The sequence below is a fragment of the Acinetobacter sp. 228 genome, from assembly GCF_048147885.1.
In genome coordinates this window covers 21,051-46,140 of the sequence record NZ_JAYWYV010000019.1, presented here as the reverse complement: position 1 = coordinate 46,140, position 25,090 = coordinate 21,051, and the positions used below count along the sequence as shown (strand labels likewise).

At 38.6% G+C, this 25,090-nt stretch carries 16 protein-coding genes and 2 pseudogenes; all 18 read left to right on the top strand.

Annotated features, from left to right (window positions below):
* Positions 1 to 175: 175 nt before the first annotated feature.
* A complete protein-coding gene (locus VXQ92_RS12940; protein WP_416682036.1) occupies positions 176 to 3,019 on the top strand; it encodes an ATP-binding protein in 2,844 nt (947 codons plus the stop codon).
* A 1,738-nt stretch (positions 3,020 to 4,757) separates the two neighbouring features.
* Entirely contained in the window at positions 4,758 to 5,762 is a 1,005-nt protein-coding gene (locus VXQ92_RS12935) for a hypothetical protein (protein WP_127800873.1), read from the top strand.
* A 252-nt stretch (positions 5,763 to 6,014) separates the two neighbouring features.
* Positions 6,015 to 7,583 (top strand): type I restriction-modification system subunit M, encoded by a 1,569-nt coding sequence (locus VXQ92_RS12930; RefSeq protein WP_416682016.1) that lies wholly within the window; start codon positions 6,015 to 6,017, stop codon positions 7,581 to 7,583.
* Positions 7,583 to 8,074, top strand: a pseudogene (locus VXQ92_RS12925) (restriction endonuclease subunit S); the annotation flags it as partial. The gene VXQ92_RS12930 and the pseudogene VXQ92_RS12925, both read left to right, overlap by 1 nt.
* A pseudogene (locus VXQ92_RS12920) lies at positions 8,063 to 8,752 on the top strand (restriction endonuclease subunit S); the annotation flags it as partial. The pseudogenes VXQ92_RS12925 and VXQ92_RS12920, both read left to right, overlap by 12 nt.
* Before the next feature lie 9 nt (positions 8,753 to 8,761).
* Complete coding sequence (locus VXQ92_RS12915; protein WP_416682015.1) at positions 8,762 to 9,859, top strand: PD-(D/E)XK nuclease family protein; 1,098 nt, start codon at positions 8,762 to 8,764, stop codon at positions 9,857 to 9,859.
* Positions 9,860 to 9,910: 51 nt separating this feature from the next.
* Positions 9,911 to 12,787 (top strand): type I restriction endonuclease subunit R, encoded by a 2,877-nt coding sequence (locus VXQ92_RS12910; RefSeq protein ID WP_416682013.1) that lies wholly within the window; start codon positions 9,911 to 9,913, stop codon positions 12,785 to 12,787.
* A gap of 35 nt (positions 12,788 to 12,822) precedes the next feature.
* Positions 12,823 to 13,797: a hypothetical protein gene (locus VXQ92_RS12905; protein ID WP_168398649.1), complete on the top strand. Its 975-nt coding sequence runs from the start codon at positions 12,823 to 12,825 to the stop codon at positions 13,795 to 13,797.
* Positions 13,798 to 13,904: 107 nt separating this feature from the next.
* Positions 13,905 to 14,111 carry a helix-turn-helix transcriptional regulator gene (locus VXQ92_RS12900; protein WP_104500627.1) on the top strand — a complete coding sequence of 69 codons (207 nt, stop codon included), beginning with the start codon at positions 13,905 to 13,907 and terminating at the stop codon, positions 14,109 to 14,111.
* Positions 14,108 to 16,231, top strand: a complete 2,124-nt coding sequence (locus tag VXQ92_RS12895) for a DUF3987 domain-containing protein (RefSeq protein ID WP_416682012.1) — start codon at positions 14,108 to 14,110, stop codon at positions 16,229 to 16,231. The genes VXQ92_RS12900 and VXQ92_RS12895 overlap by 4 nt, the downstream gene beginning before the upstream one ends.
* Before the next feature lie 735 nt (positions 16,232 to 16,966).
* Entirely contained in the window at positions 16,967 to 17,395 is a 429-nt protein-coding gene (tnpA, locus tag VXQ92_RS12890) for an IS66-like element accessory protein TnpA (protein ID WP_004783683.1), read from the top strand.
* Positions 17,392 to 17,727 (top strand): IS66 family insertion sequence element accessory protein TnpB, encoded by a 336-nt coding sequence (gene tnpB / locus VXQ92_RS12885; RefSeq protein WP_004783682.1) that lies wholly within the window; start codon positions 17,392 to 17,394, stop codon positions 17,725 to 17,727. The genes tnpA and tnpB overlap by 4 nt, the downstream gene beginning before the upstream one ends.
* Before the next feature lie 74 nt (positions 17,728 to 17,801).
* Positions 17,802 to 19,406, top strand: a complete 1,605-nt coding sequence (tnpC, locus tag VXQ92_RS12880; protein ID WP_416682010.1) for an IS66 family transposase — start codon at positions 17,802 to 17,804, stop codon at positions 19,404 to 19,406.
* 599 nt (positions 19,407 to 20,005) lie between these two features.
* Positions 20,006 to 20,740 carry a thermostable hemolysin gene (locus tag VXQ92_RS12875; protein ID WP_416682009.1) on the top strand — a complete coding sequence of 245 codons (735 nt, stop codon included), beginning with the start codon at positions 20,006 to 20,008 and terminating at the stop codon, positions 20,738 to 20,740.
* A 35-nt stretch (positions 20,741 to 20,775) separates the two neighbouring features.
* Positions 20,776 to 22,296: an AMP-binding protein gene (locus VXQ92_RS12870; protein WP_416682007.1), complete on the top strand. Its 1,521-nt coding sequence runs from the start codon at positions 20,776 to 20,778 to the stop codon at positions 22,294 to 22,296.
* A 38-nt stretch (positions 22,297 to 22,334) separates the two neighbouring features.
* Positions 22,335 to 23,186, top strand: coding sequence for a TauD/TfdA family dioxygenase (locus VXQ92_RS12865; RefSeq protein WP_416682006.1), 852 nt, complete (start codon positions 22,335 to 22,337; stop codon positions 23,184 to 23,186).
* 50 nt (positions 23,187 to 23,236) lie between these two features.
* On the top strand, positions 23,237 to 24,058 hold the full coding sequence (locus VXQ92_RS12860) for an SDR family oxidoreductase (protein ID WP_416682005.1): 822 nt from the start codon (positions 23,237 to 23,239) through the stop codon (positions 24,056 to 24,058).
* 306 nt (positions 24,059 to 24,364) lie between these two features.
* Positions 24,365 to 25,090, top strand: a complete 726-nt coding sequence (locus VXQ92_RS12855; RefSeq protein ID WP_416682004.1) for an alpha/beta hydrolase — start codon at positions 24,365 to 24,367, stop codon at positions 25,088 to 25,090.

The following is a 25,090-nucleotide window of genomic DNA, read 5'->3' as shown; positions in this document are numbered from 1 at the left end:
TCGAATGTATGATTAGTGCAATTAATAACAATGTCTTAGATACAATGAAGTTAGACCTTTAGAGTTAAAGGATGTTGGGTAGATTTCGTATCTGCAATTAGAAAATATTAACCCATCAATGAATATTATTTGTGGGGGGAAAAATATGGTTGGGAAAACAAATAGGGTAATAGAAATGCTTAACGACTCAATTTTATTAGATCAAGAATTATATAGCTTAGAAAGGCATTTTGAGAAGGTTTGTAACCGCCACCCTCATTTAAAATTATTAGAATCACAATGGCGGTTTGATCAAGAGCTCATTAGTAAAGCCCTTCAAAATGTAAGTACTATTTTTCCACATTACAGTCGTCATGATGTTTCTCATTCTCGTCAGATAATAGTAAATATTGAAAGATTACTTGGAGATAAAATAAAGTTTTTAAGTGCTACTGACACATGGCTTATTTTAGAGGCAGCATATAACCATGATATAGGAATGGTTATTACTCAAAAACAAATTGAAGACATGAATACTCCTGAATTTGAAGAGTTTGTTCATTCATTAAAAGATAGCTCAGATGATAATTTAAAAAAATTTGCAAAAAAATGGATTAAAAAAAAGGCTGTCTTACCTCAAAAAGCAGAAGCCCATGATTTTATTCACCAATATATTCAGTTATTAGCCGAATGGTATAGACAAAAACATCCTCTAAACTCAGCAAAAATAGTAAGAAATCCAGTTGAAGAAATAGGATTGAATTCATCACGTAATGAGTTATTACCAAAGCGTTTATTTGATGTACTGGCAGATATCTGTAAATCACATGGTGATAATTTTGATGCTTTAATAAATTCACTACCGAAAGCAGAAGCAGGCATGGCATCCGAAGACTGCCATCCTCTTTATGTTGCTTGTTTACTTAGAATGGGTGATTTATTAGACATAGATGACAATCGGTTTTGTCCAATCATGATGTCAATGTGTGGTCATAATTTGCCTAATTTAAGTAAAGCTCATTATGATAAGCATCATTCTATTAAACATTTTCGACTTGATGCGGAACGAATTGAAATTAAATGTTTATGTCCTACCCCTGAATCATACGAGGCTGCTTATGATTGGTTTAACTGGCTACAGCAAGAATACCATCAACAGACTCAACATTGGGACCAAATAGTTCCGTGCAAAGAATTAGGTCGTTTGCCAACCTTAATGACACCTATCGTTGATATAGATGAACCCTATTTAATTCTAAGTCAAGGAAGAAAACCAAGTTTTAAAGTTAATGAAGAAGCTATTTTAAAATTAGTAAGAGGAACTGGCTTATATTCTTCGAAATTTGACAGTATTCGTGAAATTTTACAAAATGCCGTTGATTCCACATTGCATAGAATATGGCTTGAAAACCAAGATGAGATTAAGGACTTAATCCCAACATCAGCTCGATTAAAAGAAATCTACGATAATTATAAAATGACTATAACATTTGAACCTAAAGAGAAAAAATCAAATAAATGGGTGTTAAAAATTAAGGATCAAGGGACAGGCATAAGTTCAAATGATTTAAAGTATATGTTAGAAATAGGTAGTTCTTTCAAAAACAAGGAAAAGCAAAAAAGAATTAGAGAAATGCCTAAGTGGTTTAAACCTTCAGGAGCATTTGGCATTGGTTTACAAAGTGCTTATTTGCTTGCAGATAGTTTCACTATGATTACCCATTCATTTTTGGATAATCAAAAACTAAAAATTAGCTTTAACAATAAAAATAAAAGTGTAATTGTTGAAAAAATAAATAAAAATATAGATTTTGGTACTGAATTTATAATTGATATCGATATCAAAAAATTACCCCAAAATATTTCTTATTCATTTGATGAAAAATCTTTAATTGACGATAAATTAAAAGAATTTGACTTCATTGATCCAAACTCAAACTTATCTTTTGTAGAAACAATTAAGATACACAATAGTATTAATAACTTTTTATTAAACTCTCCTATTTCATCCAATCTAAAATTACCTTCCAAAGAAGGAAAAGCTTATTTTGATAAGGAAACAAATCTTTTATTTCATCTTATAGATTTTGGCGATTTTTCTCCTCGAAATCATTATAAAACCTATTTCAGAGGACAGTCCTTTACAGATTTTTACACAAATTATGAATGTGTTAGCTTTATCGTTGATTTTTATCATACAAATTCCGATAAGTTCTTAACATATAACCGTGAAAAAATATTACCCACTGCGAAGAAAGAAGCCAGCAAGGTTTTACGTAAAGCTATATGTAATTATATTGAAATTTTTTTTGATAACTTGGATGAGGAAAAAAAACCTTATGCTGCATTAAGTTATATTGTTAGTCTGACAGAGAAAAAATATGATGAAATTGATCGTAAGTTTTTAAATTATTTGGATAAATTTCCAATTTTACTTGATAAATCTACTATTCTTCTTAAGGATTTAATAAGCAATATTAAAAGTGGAGAAATTAAAAGCCTTTCTATAAATAATAGTTTTAGAAATGATACTACCGAAGAAGAAAAAATACAAAACCGTATTTTAAATACCTCGCGCAATGGTTTATTTCATATTATTAAATTTTTAATAACAAAAGATGGACTTTATTATGTTCAAAATTATAAAACACATGATTTAGAAATTATTAATTTTTCTAAAGATGATATTCAGCCAATAGCTAAGCATTTATTTAAAAATCACCTTATACAAAAAAGTAAAGGAGGATTACACTCTATTGGTTGTAGACTTATTATTCCCGCTTGGGGGGATTTTAGAGGTCTTTCAATTAAAGAAAAATTTAGTTGGGTAGATATATATGATTACTCTTCTTTCCAATCTGACTTTTTAGTTCTACCTCTAAACTTTAAATATGATATTACAGATAAAGAATTTTATGAAGAATCTGATGATTTTATTAATTGGGTATTCAATCATAGAAAGAATAATGAAATTAAGATTGAAGATATTAAAAGATTGAATCAAGATTTAATTAATCATATTCATAATATACTTCAGTAAGATACTAACTTAGATTAAGAAAATAAATAAAACTCTTAATTGATTATATAGTTTTTATAAGTATCTAAAGTAAGGCTCGTCCCTAAGGGATCGAGCCTAATGCATTTGTTAACGCTCTTTGTTGAGCAGATGATTACGCCTGTACTGGCGGTTCAATTTTTTCATGCCGACTGAGGCCATATTCCATTTCATATTTCTACTGCTAGGCAATAGCTTTATGCTTGTCTAATCTGGAAGAACAAGCCACGATTTTTTCATGCTGGTGTAGCATTATCCCGATTTATGTCTCAGGCAAACCCGTATAAGTTTATTTTCATCAGTGACCAAACTTCAGAATACTTACACTATACCAATCTCGGCCTAGTCAGAGAGACCAATCTCCGACTGAGAAACACGACCAGTGCTCCATTAACCTTTCTTTTCTACATATTGTCCAACATGCTCACGCATGTGCCGACTCAAGTTTTCGCAATGAGCATCCCGACTGAAAAAAAATCGAAATGTTTTAGGATTCGCTTTAAGCTAGCTATCTCATTTAATACGAATCTTACTATGAAGATTTGTATCACAATTTCCGCAAGTAAATACTTGCTTTATATGCGCTACTCACCATCGCTCCCACACTGAAAAAAATACAATAGACTTTTAACCAATTTAAGCCTTTTTATTCAGTGCTTCCCAAGTTATTTCAAAGTGTCTTAATGTGCAGACCGTTTATCCTCTCGCCTGTATACATACTTCCTGTTTCCCCCGACCGTAGTTCCTTAAAAAATATCGGGATATGATGTATACATAACTTTATAAAGGGTAAAACTCTTACACTCCAATCAGCATCTATCGATTAATGCCGTTACACGTTTAAGCTATCCAGCGACCCATTCAGCTTGCGCAAAATGGTGCCAGCTTTTCCAGCGTTAGCCTCAAAGCCCTAGTACCTTACGGCACTCTCAGCAGCCATCGTGATTGGAAATGAGCATACTTTTCCAAGTAAAAAAACTTGTTCGATCAAGCATACACATTCAGCTATTAACGGAGACTATCGCACATCCTATGCTGCTCCTGACTGTATCACTTTGAACAGGGTTTCAATGTTCCACTATTTTCATAATTTCACACCTAACTTGGCTATTACTAACCAAATGACCATTTCACGATAAATCGCTTATAGGCTCCCGTTTCCTTGTCGCCCAACCACTTTTTATTTGCTTGGAACTCTTAAAAAGTGAATGAACGGATAGAAAAAGGATATTGCAATCCTTTAGCCCCCGTTGCAACGTACCGAGCGAGGTTTCCCCAGCAGTCCGCTACATCGGCAATATGAAGATGGTTAGTCTTATATTCAGGGCAATATGTATCAAAGTTTTTGAATGGTGGTCAGCCATTCAAACCACTTCAAAAAAAGAAAGTTGGAATGGATGGTCAATCCACAATTCGATTGATATGCAGCCATATTATCAAAGTTAATTTAATATATCAATAATATTGATATATTATTTAAACAAGTATAAGATTTGCTGATCAAGGTTCGTAATGCGCATTAGGAACTACTTTATTGTCACCTTACAACGTGAGGTGACAGTGCTAGCGCAATTTGATTAATGCTGATTGCTGACGCGCTCAGCAAAATGGGAAATGTAGAGAAAATTATTGTTGATGAACAATTCAAAAATGGATGAAGAAATTTGGACTTAAGTGGATTGTTGATTGACATGAAAAGTGCATAGTTGGATGACATAAAATGATTGATTACAGCCCCCACACAAAATACACCGCACAAAAAATTCAAGATAAGGTCACAAGAGGATCATATTTTTACTGCAAATTTATAGTGCAAACTGAGTTAGGTAAAATTGATATTGAAAAGATTATTCATAAATTAACCGAACGATATTCATTAAATTTAACCAGTCGGCAAAGAACATATCGACTAAAACAAGGATTACCTGTTGCTGATCTCATTGTTCAAGACATTCTTTATAAAGATGCATGGTTATTTGTCTTGTTGATCAAAACCCCTAGTAGCCATCGTCACAGCAAAGAAACCATAGGCAAAGTGACTTCAACAACCAGTTCAGCATATACATCAAAAGATAAAATTGCTGAACTTGAACCTGTCATCTGGGACAAAATTACAGTCGGGCAAGAATTAACTTTTATCCGTCAATACTATAAAGACAATGAACAATTTAATTTCATATTGAATAAACCTTATCTATGCTTAGATTTTGGGAAATGTGAGGCTGAATTAGTACGGTTAAGCCATAAAAAGTATGCTGAACATCAGACTAAGTTTTACCGTAAAAGTAACAAGAATTTCTCATGGACGTGGCGATTTAAGAAAACTGAAATAGAAAAACTAAAAAGAGAATTAACCCAAATTCTCAATCGAGTGATTTCACAGAAAGATCAGACCAAAGCGCTCAATGATCTTCTTGCATGGCAGAATTATTTTAAAATTTATGCTGTATTCAGAGGTAATCGACAACAGGCGGGACGTTTATATACCTTCGGGAAACTATTCTTTTTCAGTCGGAAAAGACAACGATGGGATCAAGCACAAATGCCTGTGATGGACTTAACAATCATCGCGCGTTATGAAACCTATGCGGATTCTTATACTGAGTATTGTATGCGTAGATATTTTTATGAATCCTTTGAAACAGAGCTTCCACGTGAAATTTCAAAAACTGAAGATTGGACATTAATTAATGCGTATATTGATGCTGAATATGGCCAACTTTAACAAACTGTCTTATTATTTATTTTATTTATAATTAATGTCTCAATTATCTATAGTTTTGATATAGGTCTTAGTTTAAATTATGATACTTGAGTCTATTAATCTTTTAAAATCCAAATAAAACCTTATATATCAATATTATTGATATGTATTTAGTGCGACAAATTTTGTCTTTCTATATCCAATTTTGCTGAAAAAACTTTAATTTTCGGTACACTAGTCATGTTTTATTCATTTCATCGGACATGCATAACAATGACCCAAGTACAACTGCAACAATTACAAAAACAACTTTGGAATATTGCCAATACTTTGCGTGGCACCATGGGCGCCGATGAATTCCGTGATTACATTCTGGGTTTTATTTTCTTTAAATATTTATCGGAAAAGTCGGTGAACTTTGCCAACGAATTGCTCGATGGCGAAGACCTCAGCTTTTTAGAATTAGATGAAAATAATCCTGAGCATGTGCCATACATCGAAGAAATTAAAAAAAATGCCATTGCCGAAGTGGGTTATGCGCTCACACCAAAACAGCTATTCCATACCTTAGCCGAGCGTGGTCGTCAGGGCGAATTTATTCTAGATGATTTAACTGCAACCTTAAAATCGATTGAACAAAGCACTTTAGGTACCGACTCTGCCGATGACTTTGCCAACCTGTTTGAAGATTTAGATCTAAACTCGACCAAGCTTGGCAATAATGCCAGTGACCGTAATGCACTGGTGGCGAAAGTCCTGAGTCATTTAGATGATATTGATTTTGATATTTCCAATACCGAAGCTGATGTACTGGGGGATGCTTACGAATACCTGATTGGTGAGTTTGCCTCAGGCGCGGGCAAAAAAGCGGGGGAATTCTATACCCCTCAAACGGTATCGACTTTACTGGCGAAGATTGTCACCCAAGGCAAAGAGCGTTTACGTTCAGTCTATGACCCGACTTGTGGTTCAGGTTCGTTGTTACTACGGGTAAAACGTGAAGTGAAAGATGTCGACATGATTTACGGTCAGGAGATGAACCGTACCACTTACAACTTGGCACGCATGAACATGATTCTGCATGATGTGCATTTTGCCAAGTTCGACATCAAGCAGGAAAATACTTTAACCCGTCCGCAGCATTTAGATAAAAAGTTTGATGCGGTGGTGGCCAATCCGCCATTTTCTGCAAAATGGTCTGCCGATCCGTTATTTTTACAAGATGAACGCTTTGCCGCGTATGGCAAACTGGCGCCAAGTTCTAAAGCCGATATGGCGTTTGTACAGCACATGCTGTATCAACTGGATGACAATGGCACCATGGCGGTGGTGTTACCGCATGGCGTATTGTTCCGTGGTTCGAGTGAGGGCGTGATTCGTCAGTATTTGATTGAGCAGATGAACGTGGTGGATGCCATTATTGGTTTACCTGCCAATATTTTCTATGGCACCTCAATTCCGACCTGTATTTTGGTGTTGAAGAAAAACCGTGAGCATAGCGGCAATATTTTGTTTATTGATGCCAGCAATGAGTTTGAAAAGCAGAAGAATCAAAACAAGTTATTGCCTGAGCATTTGGATAAGATTGTTGCGGCATTTGAAAAGCGTGAAAATATTGAAAAGTATGCGCATGTGGCGACTTTGCAGCAAATCAAAGATAACGATTACAACCTGAATATTCCGCGTTATGTGGATACTTTTGAAGCGGAGGCCGAGATTGATTTAGATGCGATTGCAAAACAGCTTCAAGCTTTGGAAGTTGAGAGCCAAAAGACCGATGCTATCATTGCAGATTTTTGCAAAGAGCTAGGTATTGTTTCACCGTTTGCGGAGGTGAAGTAATGGTTGCGCCTAAGTTAAGATTTACAGGATTTGATTTAAGTTGGTCTGAAGTTATTTTGGATGACTTAGCTGAGGTTGAACGAGGAAAATTTTCAGTTCGCCCTAGAAATGATCCGCGCTACTTTGGTGGAAAGATGCCATTTGTTCAAACTGGTGATGTAACTGGTTCAGATGTGTATCTGAAAGGCTTTAGTCAGACTTTAAATGAAGATGGTATCAAGGTTAGTAAGGTTTTTCCTGAAGATACTATTTTGATTACGATAGCTGCAAATATTGGTGATACAACAATTACCCAGTATCCTGTTGCGTGCCCTGATAGTGTGGTAGCAATACAACCCAAAAAAGAATTAACTAATACAATTTTTTTGAAAAATGTTATCGACCTTCAAAAAGATTTTTTAGATTCTCAAGCAACTCAAAATGCTCAGAAGAATATTAATTTACAAGTCTTAAAGCCCCTAGAATTAATAGTTCCGAGTTTAAAAGAACAAACCAAAATCGCCTCTTTCCTTTCTGCCGTGGATGAAAAGATTAGTCAACTCAGCCAAAAACATGAGCTACTTAGCCAGTATAAACAAGGCATGATGCAAAAGCTGTTTAGTCAGCAACTTCGTTTTAAAGCGGATGATGGTAGCGAGTTTGGGGAGTGGGAAAATATTTCGGTTAAAGAAATTTTTGATGTAACCAGGGGGCAGGTTTTAGCGGTTTCTAATACGGTATCAGTTGCAGATACAGATTATAAATACCCAGTTTTTAGTTCTCAAACTAAGCAAAAAGGTTTGATGGGATTCTATAAAAAATATTTATTTGAAGATGCACTAACATGGACAACTGATGGCGCTAATGCAGGTGATGTAAATTTTAGAAAAGGCAAATTTTATTGCACGAATGTTTGCGGTGTTTTATTAAGTAAGAAGGGATACGCAAATCTTTGTATTGCTGAAATATTAAATAAAGTGACTCACAAATACGTTTCCTATGTCGGTAATCCCAAATTGATGAATAATGTGATGTCAGAAATTCCTATTACTATCCCAAGTAATTTAGAAGAACAAACCAAAATCGCTAATTTTCTATCTTCTATTGATCAAAAAATCGAAGTCGTGTCACAGCAAATTGAACAGGCTAAAACTTGGAAAAAAGGCTTGTTGCAGCAGATGTTTGTGTAGGGGGATATAGTGAATTTAGCAACATCACCTTTTGAACATTTCACACAACTTTTAGATTCTGCAAAAAAGTTTAAAGCGATACCGCGAGAAAAAACTTTTTTCGATACTGCGATTCGTAACCATTACGAAAATCCGACCACTGAATTGCTTGAATTTTTTTTAAACCCTCAAGAATCCCATGAGTTGGGAGAGGTGTTCTGGAAAGGCTTTAGTGATGTTGTTGTAGGAATTAGCGCTCTAGAGAATTCTAGTTTAGGTCAAGTGGAAAACTTGGAGCGAGAATGCGTTACACATAACAGCAATCGTATCGACCTAATGATTGATACCGATACGCATCTCATTTTATTGGAAGCTAAAATTTACCATCATCAAAACAATCCATTTGATGACTATGTGAAATATGCTCAAACACGCTCAAAAGGCAAAGCTATCCTTGGCTTGATACTCAGTATCTCTGGTAAAAGTGAAGCCAAAAATTGGCTCGGTATTTCCTATCAACAATTAGTGAATGCTGTCCGACCTTACCTTGCAGAACAAATGATGACGAATCCCATGAATAAATGGAATTTGTTTGCACGTGAGTTTTTGCTGCATCTTGAAAGTTATTATCGTATACAGAATCTAGATATGAAGCGTATTCAGTTTATTTTTGATCATTATCAAGAGATCCAAGAGTTACAGAAACTTAAAACCAATACGATTAAAGAAGTTGTAGACAATATCAGCCAACTGCTTAATCAATCGATTGAGGATTATGAAGCTCATAACAAGTATGAAACATGGGGCGGGATTCGTTTTTATAACCATGCGTGGAATAACTTAACCAATACCACTTTATTTATTAAAGAGCATCAAGGGGAAACAGTATTTGATGTGACAACTTATATTTTGAATTTACCAGAAGAATTAGAGGAGCAAGCATTTTCTATTTTGAAATGCAACGATGATTCACGCTACCTCAACTGGAAAATTGAAAAATATAAAGGTGGTGCTGAACGCTGGTTATGTATCTATTGGCGTGCACCTGAAAATAATTTTGAAGCGATTCGAGATTTGATTTTGGAGAAAGCAAGTTTGTTAGATGTGATTGAAAAAACTTTAAGATAAATCAGTATATTGAATATAAAGCGAATAAGAATTTAGAGAGTAGAGGGTGAAATGACAGTACAAAGCGAATATCAACTTGAAAATGAACTGATTAGCCAACTCAAGCAATTGGGATATGCCTCCGTCACGCTCAAGGACGAAAGCCAACTACTGTCTAACCTGAAAACCCAGATTGAACGTGCCAATGGACTAGCGCCTCTGTCAGAAACTGAATGGAAACAGGTCATCAGTTTTTTAAACACAGGCACAGTGTTTGAACGCGCCAAGAATCTGCGTGATCTGTTCCCGGTCAAATTTGATGATGGTACAAGCAAGCACATCTTTTTCCTGTCAGATGATCCTAGCAAAAATATTTATCAGGTCACCAATCAAATCACTATCGACCACCGCGACTATAACGGCCGTACCAGCCGTTTTGATGTGACCTTACTGGTCAATGGTCTGCCACTGGTACAGATCGAGCTAAAAAAACGCGGCATGGAAATCGCCGAAGCCTTTAATCAAACGCAACGCTATATTCGTGAAGCCTATTGGGCAGGGCAAGGGCTGTTTGGTTTTATTCAGCTCTTTGTCATTAGTAATGGTGCCAATACCCGTTATTACTCCAACGGCACCACAGGCATCGAGTTTGCCTTTCCCTGGGCTGATGTTACCAATAAACATATCAATGAAATTGTCGACTTTGCCGAAGCTTTTTTCAATCAGCAGCATCTGACCCAAATGCTGACTCAGTACATGGTGCTGCTAGAAACCACCAAAAGCCTGATGGTGCTGCGTCCCTATCAGATTTATGCAGTACATAAAATTGTGGAGCATGTGCAAAACTCCAATCAGAACGGCTATATCTGGCACACTACAGGTTCAGGCAAAACCTTGACTTCATTTAAAGCCAGTCAAATCATCATGCAAATGCCTGATGTAGAAAAAGTCCTGTTTGTGGTCGATCGTAACGACCTCGATACGCAAACCTCACGCGAATTTAATGCTTTTAAAGCCGACAGCGTGGACAGCACCGATAACACATCGACCTTGGTGAAACAGCTGGATCAACGTCATGACAAACTGATTGTGACCACCATCCAAAAACTCAATCGGGCCATCAGCACTGAACGTTATTTAGAATCGATTGATTATCTTAAAAATAAAAAAGTAGTCTTTATTTTTGATGAATGTCATCGCAGTCAATTTGGTGAGACCCATCAGAACATCAAAAAGTTCTTCAGCAATGCACAAATGTTTGGTTTTACCGGTACGCCTATTTTTGAAAAGAACAGCCAAAGCAAAGCAGGTTTAAAACTCACCACAGACTACCTGTTTAATGAGTGTTTGCATAAATACGTGATTGTCGATGCCATCCGTGACCGTAACGTATTGCAGTTCCAAATTGATTATCGTGGCAAATACACCGCCAAAGGCATGGCGACCAATGAAAGTTATGAGGAAGATGTAGAAGGCATCGATACCAAAGAACTGTATGACAATCCGCAACGTCTTGAAATGATTGCCCGTTACATTGTCAATATTCACGATACCAAAACCCGTAATCGTGAATTTACCGCAATGTTCTGTGTCAGTTCGGTCGAAACACTGACCCAATATTACGACCTCTTTGAAAAGGTGCAGGCTGAAAAGCAAATTGAAGATGAAGCACAAGGTCGGATATTTAAACCGTTGACTATTGCCACCATCTTTTCCTATGCGGCAAATGAGGCTGTACCGACTGATGACTTAACTGGCTTGATTCACGAAGAAGCCGCAGATATTCCAAGTCAGGTCAACTCATCCAGTCGGGATAAGCTGGATCGCTACATTGCGAATTACAATCGACAGTTCAAAACTAACTACAATTCTGGTGATCAATTTTATGCGTACTACCGCGACATTGCACAGCGCGTAAAAAACAGGCAGATTGATATTCTAATCGTGGTCAATATGTTCCTGACTGGCTTTGACTCTAAGCCGTTAAATACCTTGTATGTCGATAAAAACCTAAAATATCATGGCTTGATTCAAGCATTCTCACGTACCAACCGTGTTTACAACGATAAAAAACCATTTGGCAATATCATCTGTTTCCGCAACCTAAAACGTGCAACGGATGAAGCGCTGGCACTATTTTCCAATAAAGAAACGACCAAGATTGTACTTGTTCCCAGCTATGCGGAAATCGAACAGGATTACCAAGCAGCGGTGAGCAAATTGTTTGCCTTAACGCCCAATTACCAATCAGTCGATGATCTTGTCACTGAAGAACAGCAACTCGAATTTATTAAAGCTTTCCGTGAAGTGATGCGCTATAACGCGCAATTACAAACTTTTATTGAATACGATCAAGACCAAACACAACTGGATAAGCAGCACTTTGCAAACTTCGCCTCTAAGTATGCTGACCTATGTCGTGCCGTTAGAAAGACCACCAAGAGAGACAAAGTATCGGTACTGGATGATGTCGATTTTCAACTGGATTTACTGCATAGTGATCGCATTAATGTTGGTTATATCATCAACCTGCTACAGCTTGTTGTTGATACAGACTCAGAGGACAAGCGTAAGAAGTACCAAGCGCAAATTTACGATTTAATCAGTAGCGATATTAGCTTGCACGATAAGCAAGACCTCATTCAAAAATTCATTGAAGAAAACATGCCGAAGATGATCAACGGCCAAAGCGTCCAAACAGCTTTTTCTGAATTCTGGGATGCTGAAAAAGAACAGGCCTATCAGCATCTTTGTAAAGAAGAAAACCTGAAACCAGAAGCCATGAAGCAGGTTCTGGAGCATTATGAGTTCACCAAACGCCTACCACGTAAAGAAGAGTTGAAGGACTTACCAAACTATAAGGTTAAGCTGTTTGAGCGGGAGAACGTGTTTAGCAATTTGCTGGTCAAGACACGCCAGTTGATTGAGAAGTTTTATACTGGTTTATAAATCAGTAACGCAGAATTTCAATTTGAGATAATTAAATGGAAAGAGTTACACAAGAAGACAAAGAGGAAGTAGCTATATTTCTAAAAGAATATAGCAAAATTAATAATAAATTTATTAAAATTAAATTTATAAGTAATAATCTAAAATTTAAAACTTACCTTAGTAATGAGGAAAAGGATTTCCATGTTGAGAAAATTTATTTATTGTTGGAGGATAAGTCTTTTAAAAAAATATTGGAGTGTGAGTTAAAGCTAAGTGATTTAATTCTTTTTTCTAAAAAATATTATTTCTCAATAAAATATAAGGAAAAACTAGATAGTGGTTTGGTATATAGTGGCACTGAATTGAAAAATTGGCTCAATAAACTTGAGTCAGCAAAAAATAAAATGACAAATTTATTAAATGCATCGCCTCTATCGAAAACTAAGACAACAGTTTTTTATTTAAGTTCAAGCTATGTTAATAAGATTTTGAATTATTTGAGAGAAGAAAAAATAATTGCTGTTATAGATATGGAAATGATAGATGTAAGATTTCATGAACTAAAAGAATATGCAAAAAAATATGATAATAAAGATATTGAAGATTTTTTGGAGTATATGAAAAATAACAATTATATTTCTCCTTTAAGTGGTATGGAAGATGATATAAAAATACCAGAATATAAGTTTTTAAGAAAATATAATGATATTTTACTAAGTGAAAAAATATATAATAAATTAATTGATTATATTGAATTTGTGGATAGTGATCTGCTTGATTTTTTTTACAAGAAAATAGAAACAGAAATATTAAATATGAAATCTCCACGAGTTGATAATACATCGCATAGAACATTCTTTATTAAAAGCATGTGGGATATTGATGGAAAGGCAGAGATTTCCCCAGATAAGAGACCATACAATATAAATATAATTTCTAAATTAATTCAAATTTTTTACACTGACTTAGATGTACTAAGTGATGATGCCGCAAAGGCTAAAGTTAAAGAAATATTAAAAATAAAATAATTTATTTCAATTGTTTAGGTTTTTTTTGGAAAAATATTAAAAAAACATAAGAGCTTATAAATTCAAAAAAACCATGATGGCTCTAGCATTGTTATTGGAGCTCACAAATGCTTTTGAAGATTAAAGATGTTTGCCGTATTCTAAAAATTAGTAGAAATACGCTATATAACTTGCAACAAAAAGATTCTTCATTTCCAAAGCCAATAAAATTTGGAGATAAAAAACAAGCTCGTGTTTTTTATCGTGAAATCGAAATTAAAGAATGGGTTTTAAGTTTGAATCCTTCAGATTCTGAGCTGGAGGGCGGAAAATGAACACAAAATTTAATTTCAATATTCCCTTAGCAGTCACCATAGACCCAGTCACAGGGCATAAAATAGAATTTCACTCACTTAATGAATTTGTTCAATGTTGCATTGATGAGCAGAATTTTAAAGTTAAGCCTGAGAGTTATATTTACTCTAAATTGCCGGATTATAACTGTGAAGAATGTGAAGCACTCCCTCTGGTTAATCCTAATGAATTAACTGAAGTAATAGGGTATGGAATCAGAGGCACGGCCAAAAAGTACGATACTAGCCAGACACCATGTAAAGAAATCGATTCTAAAAAAATATCATTCTCTATTGGTAAAGCTGGAATATTCGCAAGCAACACAAATAATAAATATATGCCGTATGTTCTAGGTACAGACAATATAGATTTATTTGTGCAACTTGCTAAGGCTGGAGAGGCCGTTGTGCTTCATAAAGATATTGATGCAGCGTATCAGATTATAAACAATGGTATGCCTGAAACAATATTTAGAATGATGGTCGGTGAGAAACCACCAGTCAATAATGCTGATTTATTTGTTCAGGTGAATGATAGCTTTAAAACACTTCCACCAAATCAGATAAAGCAATTTTTCCTTGATAAAAAACAGCAGATCATAAAATCAATCGAATCTGACCTAATCGCACAGCCTCAAGTTGAGGAGATGCCAGTGGATCAGAGAGCTGAAAAGCTGGATAACTGGCAAGCTCCAATCAGTTTAAGAAATGACACCCTGGTCCAATCAAAACCTTATCCTATTGATGAGCTACTGGAAGTCGTGAGGAATGCAATTCTTGCAACCGCTGAATATGTGCAAGCTCCAATTGCAATGGCTGCTCAATGTGTTTTAGCCAGTATTTCATTTTTAGCACAAGGTAAGGTTAATGCACCCAAAGAAACCAACAGGGAGGGTATGCCAGCCTCCTTATTCTTTTTAACGGAAGGCGGTAGCGGTGGACGTAAATCATCATGTCAAAAGTTGGTTGAATTGCCTATTAGAGAGCATGAGCGACAGCAGTATGATGAATACAGAAAAAATTTAGAGGATTGGAACGCTAAATCAAAAACAGTTGAATCTAAAGAGTTCGCGCAGTGGGCTTTAGATAATCCAAGACCAACCGATCCGACCAGTATTTTTTCTGACATTACTATTGAAGCCTTGACCAAGTTTTATATTAAAGGAATTGTGAAAAATGCTTCATTGAGTAGCGATGAGGCTGGGCAGTTCTTTGATGGTCACACAATGAAGGGTGACACGGCCAAAAGCGCGTTAGGTGCATTTACCAAAATATTTGATGAGGGCTATTGTCAGAGAAGCCGTGCTTCATCTGATGACAACGGAACGGCCTATGATGTTCGCCTAACTTTCAACTTACTTGGGCAACGTGCTGTACTGGTTGGAGCTTTAAATGATCCGATATTAAGAGGGCAGGGCTTTTTACCACGATTTATTTTAGCTGCTCCAGAGAGCATTGCTGGGCAAAGAACGCATACAGTTGAATTTAGACAAAAGCTAAAAAATTCACACAATGACCCTCGATTAACTAAATTTTGGAATCGCTGTAGAGATATTTTAAAAGATGAGTTACCAGTCCTTTTAAATGAATCGGGAGAGGTTCCATATTTTCCAGTGATGCAGCTATCTAGTGAAGCAGAGTTATTAGAGCTTGAGTTCTACAATGAGTGTGAGATTTTGCAGGGTAGTGGAAAACAGTTTGAATTTATGCAGCCTTTTGCCAGTCGTGCAAATGAGCTTGCCAGACGTTTGGGTGCTGTCCTGGCTTACTTTGAAAACAAGTCTGAAATTGATTCTGAAATCATGCAGGCAGCTTGTGCCGTTATTAGACATTCTTTGTCTGAGTGGTTCAGATATTCAGATATTGAAGTAGCCGATGAAAGTGATTCTGAGAAGCTGATTAAGTACCTTTTAACCAAATGCAAAAAGGACAAAACCAACCGATTGCAAAGAACGGTAGCAATGAAAGGCGCACCACTTCAAATAAGAAAAGCGAAGGAATTTGACCCTTGTTTGAATGAGCTGATTGAGTTTAATTATGTGCGACTGGTGACGATTAACCGCTCCACTTACATTGAATTAAATCCGGCATTGCTGAAATAGTTGCGATTTTGCGATTTATGGCTGAAACCCTTATGGCATAAGGTTATCCATGTCGCAAAGGGTGTGCGATTCCAATGCGGAGTGTGCGAAATGATCCGATATACTCCGCATATGTCGCATACGAATCGCAAGAGCAATGCGAAGCGGAAAGATAGACAGGGCAAGGCTTACAAGGAAAAATCGCAAAATCTAAAATTTAGGAAGATATGAGACAATCTACATTCATTTTAAATACTAAAATCACTTCTAGGATAAAATCTAAAAGGGCTAATTTAGAAAAATAGCTAACATCTTTCAGAATATTATCTATTGAACGATGATATAAAATTAGTGCTGAATAAGTTCAACTATTAGTTTTAAGAAAAAATGAAAATAAATACAAAAAGTAACAAAAAAACTCATGTATCCGTGTTTGTACCTTCTTCACACCATTAAAAATAAATAACTATAAAACAACTACTTAAATTAAAGTATGGTAACGTCTGGGCCCACCAAATATATCAAGCACTTAAGAGCGATTCTCTTAAGTGCTTTTTTAATTCTAAAAATCCATGTAAGCAATAAAAATAAATGGTAATCGCATGTTTGGTATTGAAAGGTCAACATCTGAAAAGAAACCAAAATGGAAATCACTAGAGTTTTATAAGGACAATCGTAAGCGTCCGCTGAGCCCCACTTTTTCTAACTCATTAATACCGCGATAGTGTCCACTAAAATTTAAGTGGACACCTATTTATGGATTTAAAGACAGTTATAGACACTGCACCAACGCTAAAAAAGCCCCGTCGAACCTTCACGGCTGAATTTAAACATCAACTTATTCAGCAATGCCAGCAGCCAGATACATCGGTGGCTAAGGTCGCAATGCAACATCAGATCAATGCCAATCTGTTGCATAAATGGATTCGTCAGTCCAGATCAATGGTTCCATCATTAACAATCTCATCCATTCCACAGACCGACTTCCTTCCCGTCATTCTTCACCCGACGCCAGTCAAACAAGAAGCACCTCCGCCACCTGTGCCAGAGAAGAAAGCTACCGCTCATATCAGGATTCCATTACATGATGAACAAGGTTCCGTAAGGGATCAGATGATCGAAATCGAATGGCCGGTGGAGTCTGCAACTGAATTACTGCTTTTACTTCAGGGCTTGATCAAATGATCCGTATCGATGAAATCTGGTTGTCTACCCAGCCCATGGACATGCGTGCGGGTATGGATACGGCCATGGCGCAGATTATGAAAGCCTTTGGCTCAATCAAACCGCATTGCGCCTACCTGTTCTGTAATAAACGTGGTCATCGTATGAAAGTGCTGGTACATGATGGACTGGGCATCTGGCTGTGTGCCAGGCGGCTGGAACAGGGAAAATTCCACTGGGCTAAAGTTCACCAGGGTGAAAACGTAGCTCTCAGTCCAGAACAATTACAGGCACTAATTCAGGGTTTGCCCTGGCAGCGCATTGGACGACAGCAAGTGGTAACAATGCTCTAAACTAGGCTGCTACATTGTGCTATTCTCCAAACGTTCTATTTCCTCAGCGTCATGACCTCAGGCATACTGCGGTCATGAAAATGCTGCCTGATTTAAGCCAACTGACCCATGAACAACTGCTGGAATTTACCCGGCAGTTGGCGATGCAGCATCAGTCTCTGGCACAATCAAATCAAGAATTAGAAAAATCAAACCAGCAATTGGATGCCAAAGTTCAGCATCTTTCTATTCTCAATCAAAAATACGAGCATGAACTGGCGCTGTTTAAAAATCATAAATTCGGCAGTAAAAACGAACATCTTACCGCAAAACAAATCCATCTATGGGACGAAGCGGTCGAAGAAGATATCGCAGCCGTTGATCTAGAATTAGAACGATTAAATGCAGATAAAACCGATGCAGCGACACAGAAAGCCACAGTCAAAAAACCTAAATGTCGACTGCTGCCAGATCATCTACACACCATCCGTATTGAGCATGAACCTGCATCAACCCAATGTGCTTGTGGCTGCCAACTTCGTCGTATCGGCGAAGATGTCAGTGAAAAACTGCATTTCAGACCGGCACAGTTCTATAAGGAACAGCATGTGCGTGGCAAATGGGTCTGTGATCAGTGTGACACCCTGACTCAGCAAGCGATGCCCGCCTATGTGATTGATAAAGGCATTGCTTCACCTGAACTGCTCAGCCATGTTTTGGTATCGAAATATGCCGATCATTTGCCGCTGTACCGTCAACGTCTGATCTATCAGCGGGCGGGTATTGATTTATCCAGATCAACGTTATCTGACTGGATAGGTCGCTGCGGTGTAGAACTGGAGCCTCTGGCCAATGCCTTAAAAGAGGTGGTACTACAACAGCAGGTGCTGCATGCAGATGAAACACCGGTCACCATCATGCGGATGGGTGAGAATGATAAAAAACCGAAGAAAGGTTATGTCTGGGCCTATGCCACTACACAGTACAATCCAGTTCAGGCGGTGATCTATGACTTTCAGGATAGTCGTTCAGGCCAGCATGCTGCAGAGTTCTTGAAAGGCTGGCAGGGTTATCTAGTCTGTGATGATTACAGTGGTTATAAAGCACGCTTTAAATCAGGCCAGGTCATAGAGGTGGGCTGCATGGCCCATGCACGTCGTAAATTCCATGAACTGCATGTGACCGGGAAAAGTCAGGTCGCTGAACAGGCATTGGTGCTGATTCAGAAACTGTATGCGATAGAAGCAGAACTCAGGAAAAAGACCGATGGTACAGCGGAAGACCGCCGCGAATACCGACAACAGCATAGTCAACCAGTGATGCAACAACTATATGAATGGCTCAACCAACATCATCTGACAGTGCCATCGAGTTCTCCCACCGCCAAGGCCATCAATTACACTCTGAAGCGTTGGCCAGCTTTAAGCCGCTATTTGGATGATGGCAATCTACCGATTTGCAATAATTGGGTCGAGAATCAGATGCGTCCCTGGGCGTTGGGGCGCAAGAACTGGCTGTTTGCAGGTTCGCTGCGCAGCGGCCAGCGAGCGGCGAATATCATGACTTTAATCCAGTCAGCAAAGCTGAATGGCTTGGATCCGTATGCCTATTTAAGTGATGTGCTGAAAAGGCTGCCGACGCATAAAGCGACCCAAATAGAAGAATTACTGCCACATCGCTGGAAATCCAACTCAAATTAAAAAATAGGCATGGGGTTCAGCGGACGCTTACGGACAATCGGAGTATTTTGATTTTCCTTCCGGCTGGAGTGGGAAGGTTATTTCAACTGCTACACTTGTTATCTATGGTTCCATCTTTGCTTAGATTTTTTCTGTAGAGAAAGTCGTTGTTCCCGATGGCCTTATTTTTATATTCTTATGCTTTACTCGGCTATTTGCTTTTTTACGACTTATAAAATGAAATAAAGAAGGGCTACCCTTCTTAAGGGTGACAACGTGGACTACTAACAGAGATGAGTTTGAAATCAAAAAAAAAAGATTTTATTTTAAATTTCCAGATATTTGCAGGAGCGTAAATGAGAGCACATGACTTGCTAAGATGCCCCCAAAAAAGCCGCTTTGATTAAACTGAGTGCTACAAATTGGAAAGTACTGTCATTATTACCTTGGTATTTTTAAACGGCTCCTGCCGATCCATATAAATATAATTCACCACCCTCTTAAAAAACGATATATAGAATTTATATAAACAGCTTTTACATTTGATTGCACAAAATTAAGAATTTTTTAAGGTAGGGCTTCTATCTTGAGTAGCAAGTTAATTTCGTGGTATGAGCCGAATGATCAAGTTTAGTTGTGATCCTCAGTCATCTGATCAGATTTATTATTTGGATGGATATTTCAACCAGTCTCAATACAAAAAACAAATCTATCACAATAAATTTTCAGTACAGGCCCATCACTTTGATCCCGTGATCTCGGTACAAGATAATGCTCTACAGCTAAGCGTACAAATGGTACGCCGTGGTGAGACGTGGGAACGTCGAGCACTGGAAAATTTTATTCAGGAAAAGTATCAACAAGTCCATCAGGCCACGATATCCACCTTCTCTTCGACCCTGTTTGCCGGTTATGACGGAGCCGAAATGCAGGTTGTAATTGGCATGGAGCATTTACACCAAACCAATGCCTTCCTGGAACAGTATCTCGATGAACCAATTGAAAATATTCTTGGCAAACTCAGCCAGACGGAGATTAGTCGGAACAAGATTGTAGAAATTGGCAACTTGGCTGCAGTCGACATAAATCAGGCCAAACTGATAGTGGCATTTCTGGTCTTTCATCTCTCGCAGCAATGCATCGAATGGGCTGTATGTACCGGGACAACTGCGGTGCGTTATGTGTTGCAACAGATGGGATTACGTTTTCATGTGCTTGAAAAAGCTGACCCGCAAGTCTTAGGAGAGGCACAGCGCCTGTGGGGCAGTTATTACCAGCAGAAACCTTATGTCCTGGCGATTGATGTGGCAGAAGCCCTACAAGTCGCTCGTCAACTTTATCAATTTAGTCATTAAAGCATTTTGCTTGATTACCGAGGCACAGAATTTAAATGATGACTGCTTTATTTGAACGTATCAGCCTGCAAGCACGACAATATCCGCAGCGAGAAGCGGTAGTCACCGCACAAACGACCCTCAGCTATGCAGAGCTGCAGCAGCGGGTAGAATTATTGAGTGCCAGTTTCATGCAGCTTAATCTGCGCCATCTGGCCCTGTGGGGCGTAAATAGTATGGACTGGATAGTAGTTGATCTTGCCGCACAAAAAACCGGCATGACTGTAATGCCTGTTCCTCTATTTTTTACTGTAGCCCAAGTACGGCATCTGCTTTCCGACAGCCAAACCGAGCTGCTCTGTATTCTGGATGAATCTTTCTCTGCATCAGAATGGCTGTTAAATCTGGCTCAAGACATGAGTGGAGATGAGATATTTATTGCTGGCCAGCTACATGCACGCTTTTTTCAGCTAAAGCAGGCCGTACAGTATTCATCTTCTTTACAGACCCAGCATCCGGCAAAAATCACCTATACCTCAGGCAGTACCGGAACACCGAAAGGCGTGTGTCTGGCAGAAGATACCATAGAATCAATTACGTATTCACTCAGTCAAGCACTGGCCAGCAGTCAGCTTGGACGGCATTTGTGCCTGATTCCATTTGCCACCTTGCTAGAAAATATTGCCGGCATTTATGTCGCACTGAGTATGGGACGCGCTGTAGTAGTCGGTGAGGTGAGCCAGTTCGGTCTGGTATCTAACCATACTTTTGATACACAGCGGTTTTTAAATACAGTACAGAGCTATCAAATCGAAAGTGTGATTTTATTGCCGCAGATGCTGAAAGCGATTGTGGAATATAGCGCTGAACACGGTACTGCAGGGTTCAAGACGCTGAAATTTATTGCGGTCGGTGGAGGGAAAGTCTCTGCTGATTTACTCAAACAGTGCCAGCAACTTAACCTTCCGGTTTATGAGGGGTATGGCCTGTCCGAGTGTGCCTCGGTAGTCAGTCTGAATTTGCCGGGTGCACGCCGTATTGGCAGTGTAGGTCGGGTTTTACCGCATGTCGAAGTTGAGATTGCACCCAACAGCGAAGTAGTAGTGAAGGGCAATGCCATGCTGGGTTATGTCAATGACATGACTGCGACACCGTATATTCATACAGGTGATGCCGGCTATTTTGATGAGGAAGGCTATTTGTACATTACCGGACGCATCAAGCAGATGATTATCAGCAGTTTTGGACGCAATATTTCTCCGGAATGGGTTGAGTCCAACAGTCTGACCGAGCCGGAAATCCAGCAGATTGCCATTTTTGGCGAAGCCCAGCCCTATCTGTCGGCCGTGATTTATGCCCCGGATGATACGCCAGACCAGCAACTGGCAGTATCGCTTCAGCGGGCCAACAGCCGGATGCCGGACTATGCCCAGATCAAACACTGGTGCCGTGCTCCCGAGCCATTTTCTTTAGACAACCAGATGTTGACCGATAACGGCAAACTGCGCAGACAGCAGATCCAGCAAAAGTTTCAGGCTGAACTGATACCGGACAAGTCCCAACTTAATTTTGCCTAGTTCACAGACCCATTGACCTGTTGAATGAGAGAGAACACATGAATATTGCACAGCAAGCTTTGCACACCACACCTAATCAGATTAAAACGCAATTGGTAGAACAGGGCTGGGTCTTGTTAAGACATGAACACTATGACGTGACCTCGTTTAGTGAACTCATGAATAGGCTATGCCAGCGGCTGACTTATGATCCCGCACGCGAAAATATCACTCGCCAGTCCCAGAAAGTTGATGCAGGTAGCCAGGCCATGGGACTGCATATTGAAAATGGCACGACGCCTTTACCGCCCGATATCATCGCCTTTTTCAGTGAGAAAAGTGCTTCGCGCGGTTCGCAGACTACCTTATGTGATGGGCATGAAGTCTGGACAAATATGTCGGCTGATCTCAAGCAGAAATTTGCCGAACCGATGACCATTAGCCGTTATTTACCCAAACCGATCTGGCAGAAGTATGTGGCCACTGTCTTGAATATTGAAAATGCAGAGCAGGTCGGCCTACAGGAGCTGGAACGCTTTATCCAGATGGTGCCTGGCCAGCAGATTAGCCCGGCACACGATCAAGGGGTGCACTACCATTTAAATATGCCGATGGTCCGCCATGACACTCTTAAGGGTATTCCAGCCTTTGCCAATACCTTACTCGGGCCTTCTTATAATTATGAAAAACCCCGTTTTCATTTTGCTGATGGTTCAGAGATCAGTCCAGACTTACTCGCCGAACTGGCAGAGCGGTGTGAAGCCCGGACCTCAGAAATTGACTGGCAGGATGGTGATCTGGTAATCATTGATAACAAACGCTTTATGCATGGCCGACGTGAAATCTTGGTGCCACTTGAGCAGCGTAAATTGTATATCTGTATGGGACTGGGCCTGAATCCTGACTTTTAAGCAAAGCAGAAAAAGACATCTAAAAAATTCAACCATAAGAGAAGTGATCTATGTCCAATTTAACAGCAGTTCTTCTAGGTGCGACCGGTGGCATTGGTCAGGCCATTGCCGATATTCTTGGAAAAAATGGCCTGAATCTGGTTCTGGTCGGACGTAATGAACAGACTTTGCGAAAATTAGGTGAAAAACTGGCACAGCGTTATCCGGATATACAACTGCAAGGGATCTGCTGTGACCTGGCCGAGCAGCACAGCCGTAACGAATTACTGGGTGCGCTGGCCGAACTGAATACCCCCATTCACTATTACATCAATAATGCCGGTATCAATGATTTCAGTCTGTTCTCACAGCAAGCACAGGAAATGATGGAGCAGATGATGCTGATTAATGTGGTCTATCCCTTGCAACTGGTGCAGGGCATTATTCCACTAATGTCAAAAAATCAGTCAAGCCAGATCATTCATATTGGCTCTACCTTTGGCAGCATTGGCTATCCGGGTTATGTCAGTTATTGTGCCAGTAAATTCGCCTTGCGCGGTGCTACCGAAGCCTTGGCACGTGAGTATGCTAAGACCTCAATTCAATTCCGTTATTTTTCACCAAGGGCAACGATCACGGAGATGAATGATGCAAATGTCACAGAAATGAATCAGGCACTGGGAACTAAAATGGATGATCCTGATTTTGTCGCACAAGAGTTTTATCGTTTTTTAGAGACAGACTGTCAGTCCTATCAGGTGGGTTATCCTGAAAAAATCTTTGTGAAGGTAAATCAGTTTTTACCCCATATCGTTTCCGGGTCAATTGAAAAAGATCTGGATACTATTTATAGATATGCGAACCGAGATCCAGCAGCCTACCACACTGAATAGTAGAAGATGAATGTAATGACTGATCAGCGCTAGGTCAATAAACAGTTGTTTTATTCTTTACAGATATCGCTGTAACCGATATGTTCTGGAGCTTTTGTATCTGTTAACACGAAAATTTTTTCTTTTTAGAGAAACCTGCGGCAGCGGTGGCACAGGGTATTTTGCTGTAATAAATAATATTTTAATTTTGAAAAAGAAAGTTTTCAGGCTAAAAGTATTTTCATGCTTTTTTGAAAAGCAATAATTTTGATTTCAAAAAATCTCTATGGCTTGCAGTCATATTGTATTTTTAATATGGAACTATAGATGAATATTTTATTGATCGCAGGCTGGGGATTAGGAACAACAGTCCTGGAAGAATTTTCTGAAAAACTCAGGCCAGATCATACAGTCGCAATCTCTGATATTTTTGACCCATTTGATGCAGCGACCCTGCAGGAAAAGATAAAGCTCGCACAAGATTATGATGTACTCATAGGCTGGTCTTTAGGGGGACAATTGGCCATATATTTGGCCAATGAAATCTATCAGCAGACAGGGGTAGCAAAGCCTGTGATTGCCTGTATGTCTAATCCCTGTTTTGTGGTTAATACACATTGGCAACAGGCAATGCCTGAAGCTGATTTTGAAAAATTTTCTCAGGCGGCCCGACTGGACATGCTAACGACATTGAAACGTTTTAGTCATCTTGTCTGTATGGGGGCGAAGGATGCACGGCAACGGGTAAAATATTTACAATCCAAACTGTCTTTAATTGATTTAAATCATCAAGAAAAGCATCTTTATCTTTTGAAACAATTAAATTTGGTAGAGATCTTAAAAACCTGTTCAACGAAGATACTGTTTATATTTTCAACCCAAGATTCACTAGTTCCTTACCAAGTTTCCATAGAATCTGTCTTTTATCAACAAAGTTTGATCAAAGTCAAAGAAATCGAGGCTGCGCATGATGCAATCCTGTTCGATACAGAATTGCTGCTAACCCCTATTATGGATTTTCTGGATGATTTACCAGTTACTTCAGCAAGATAG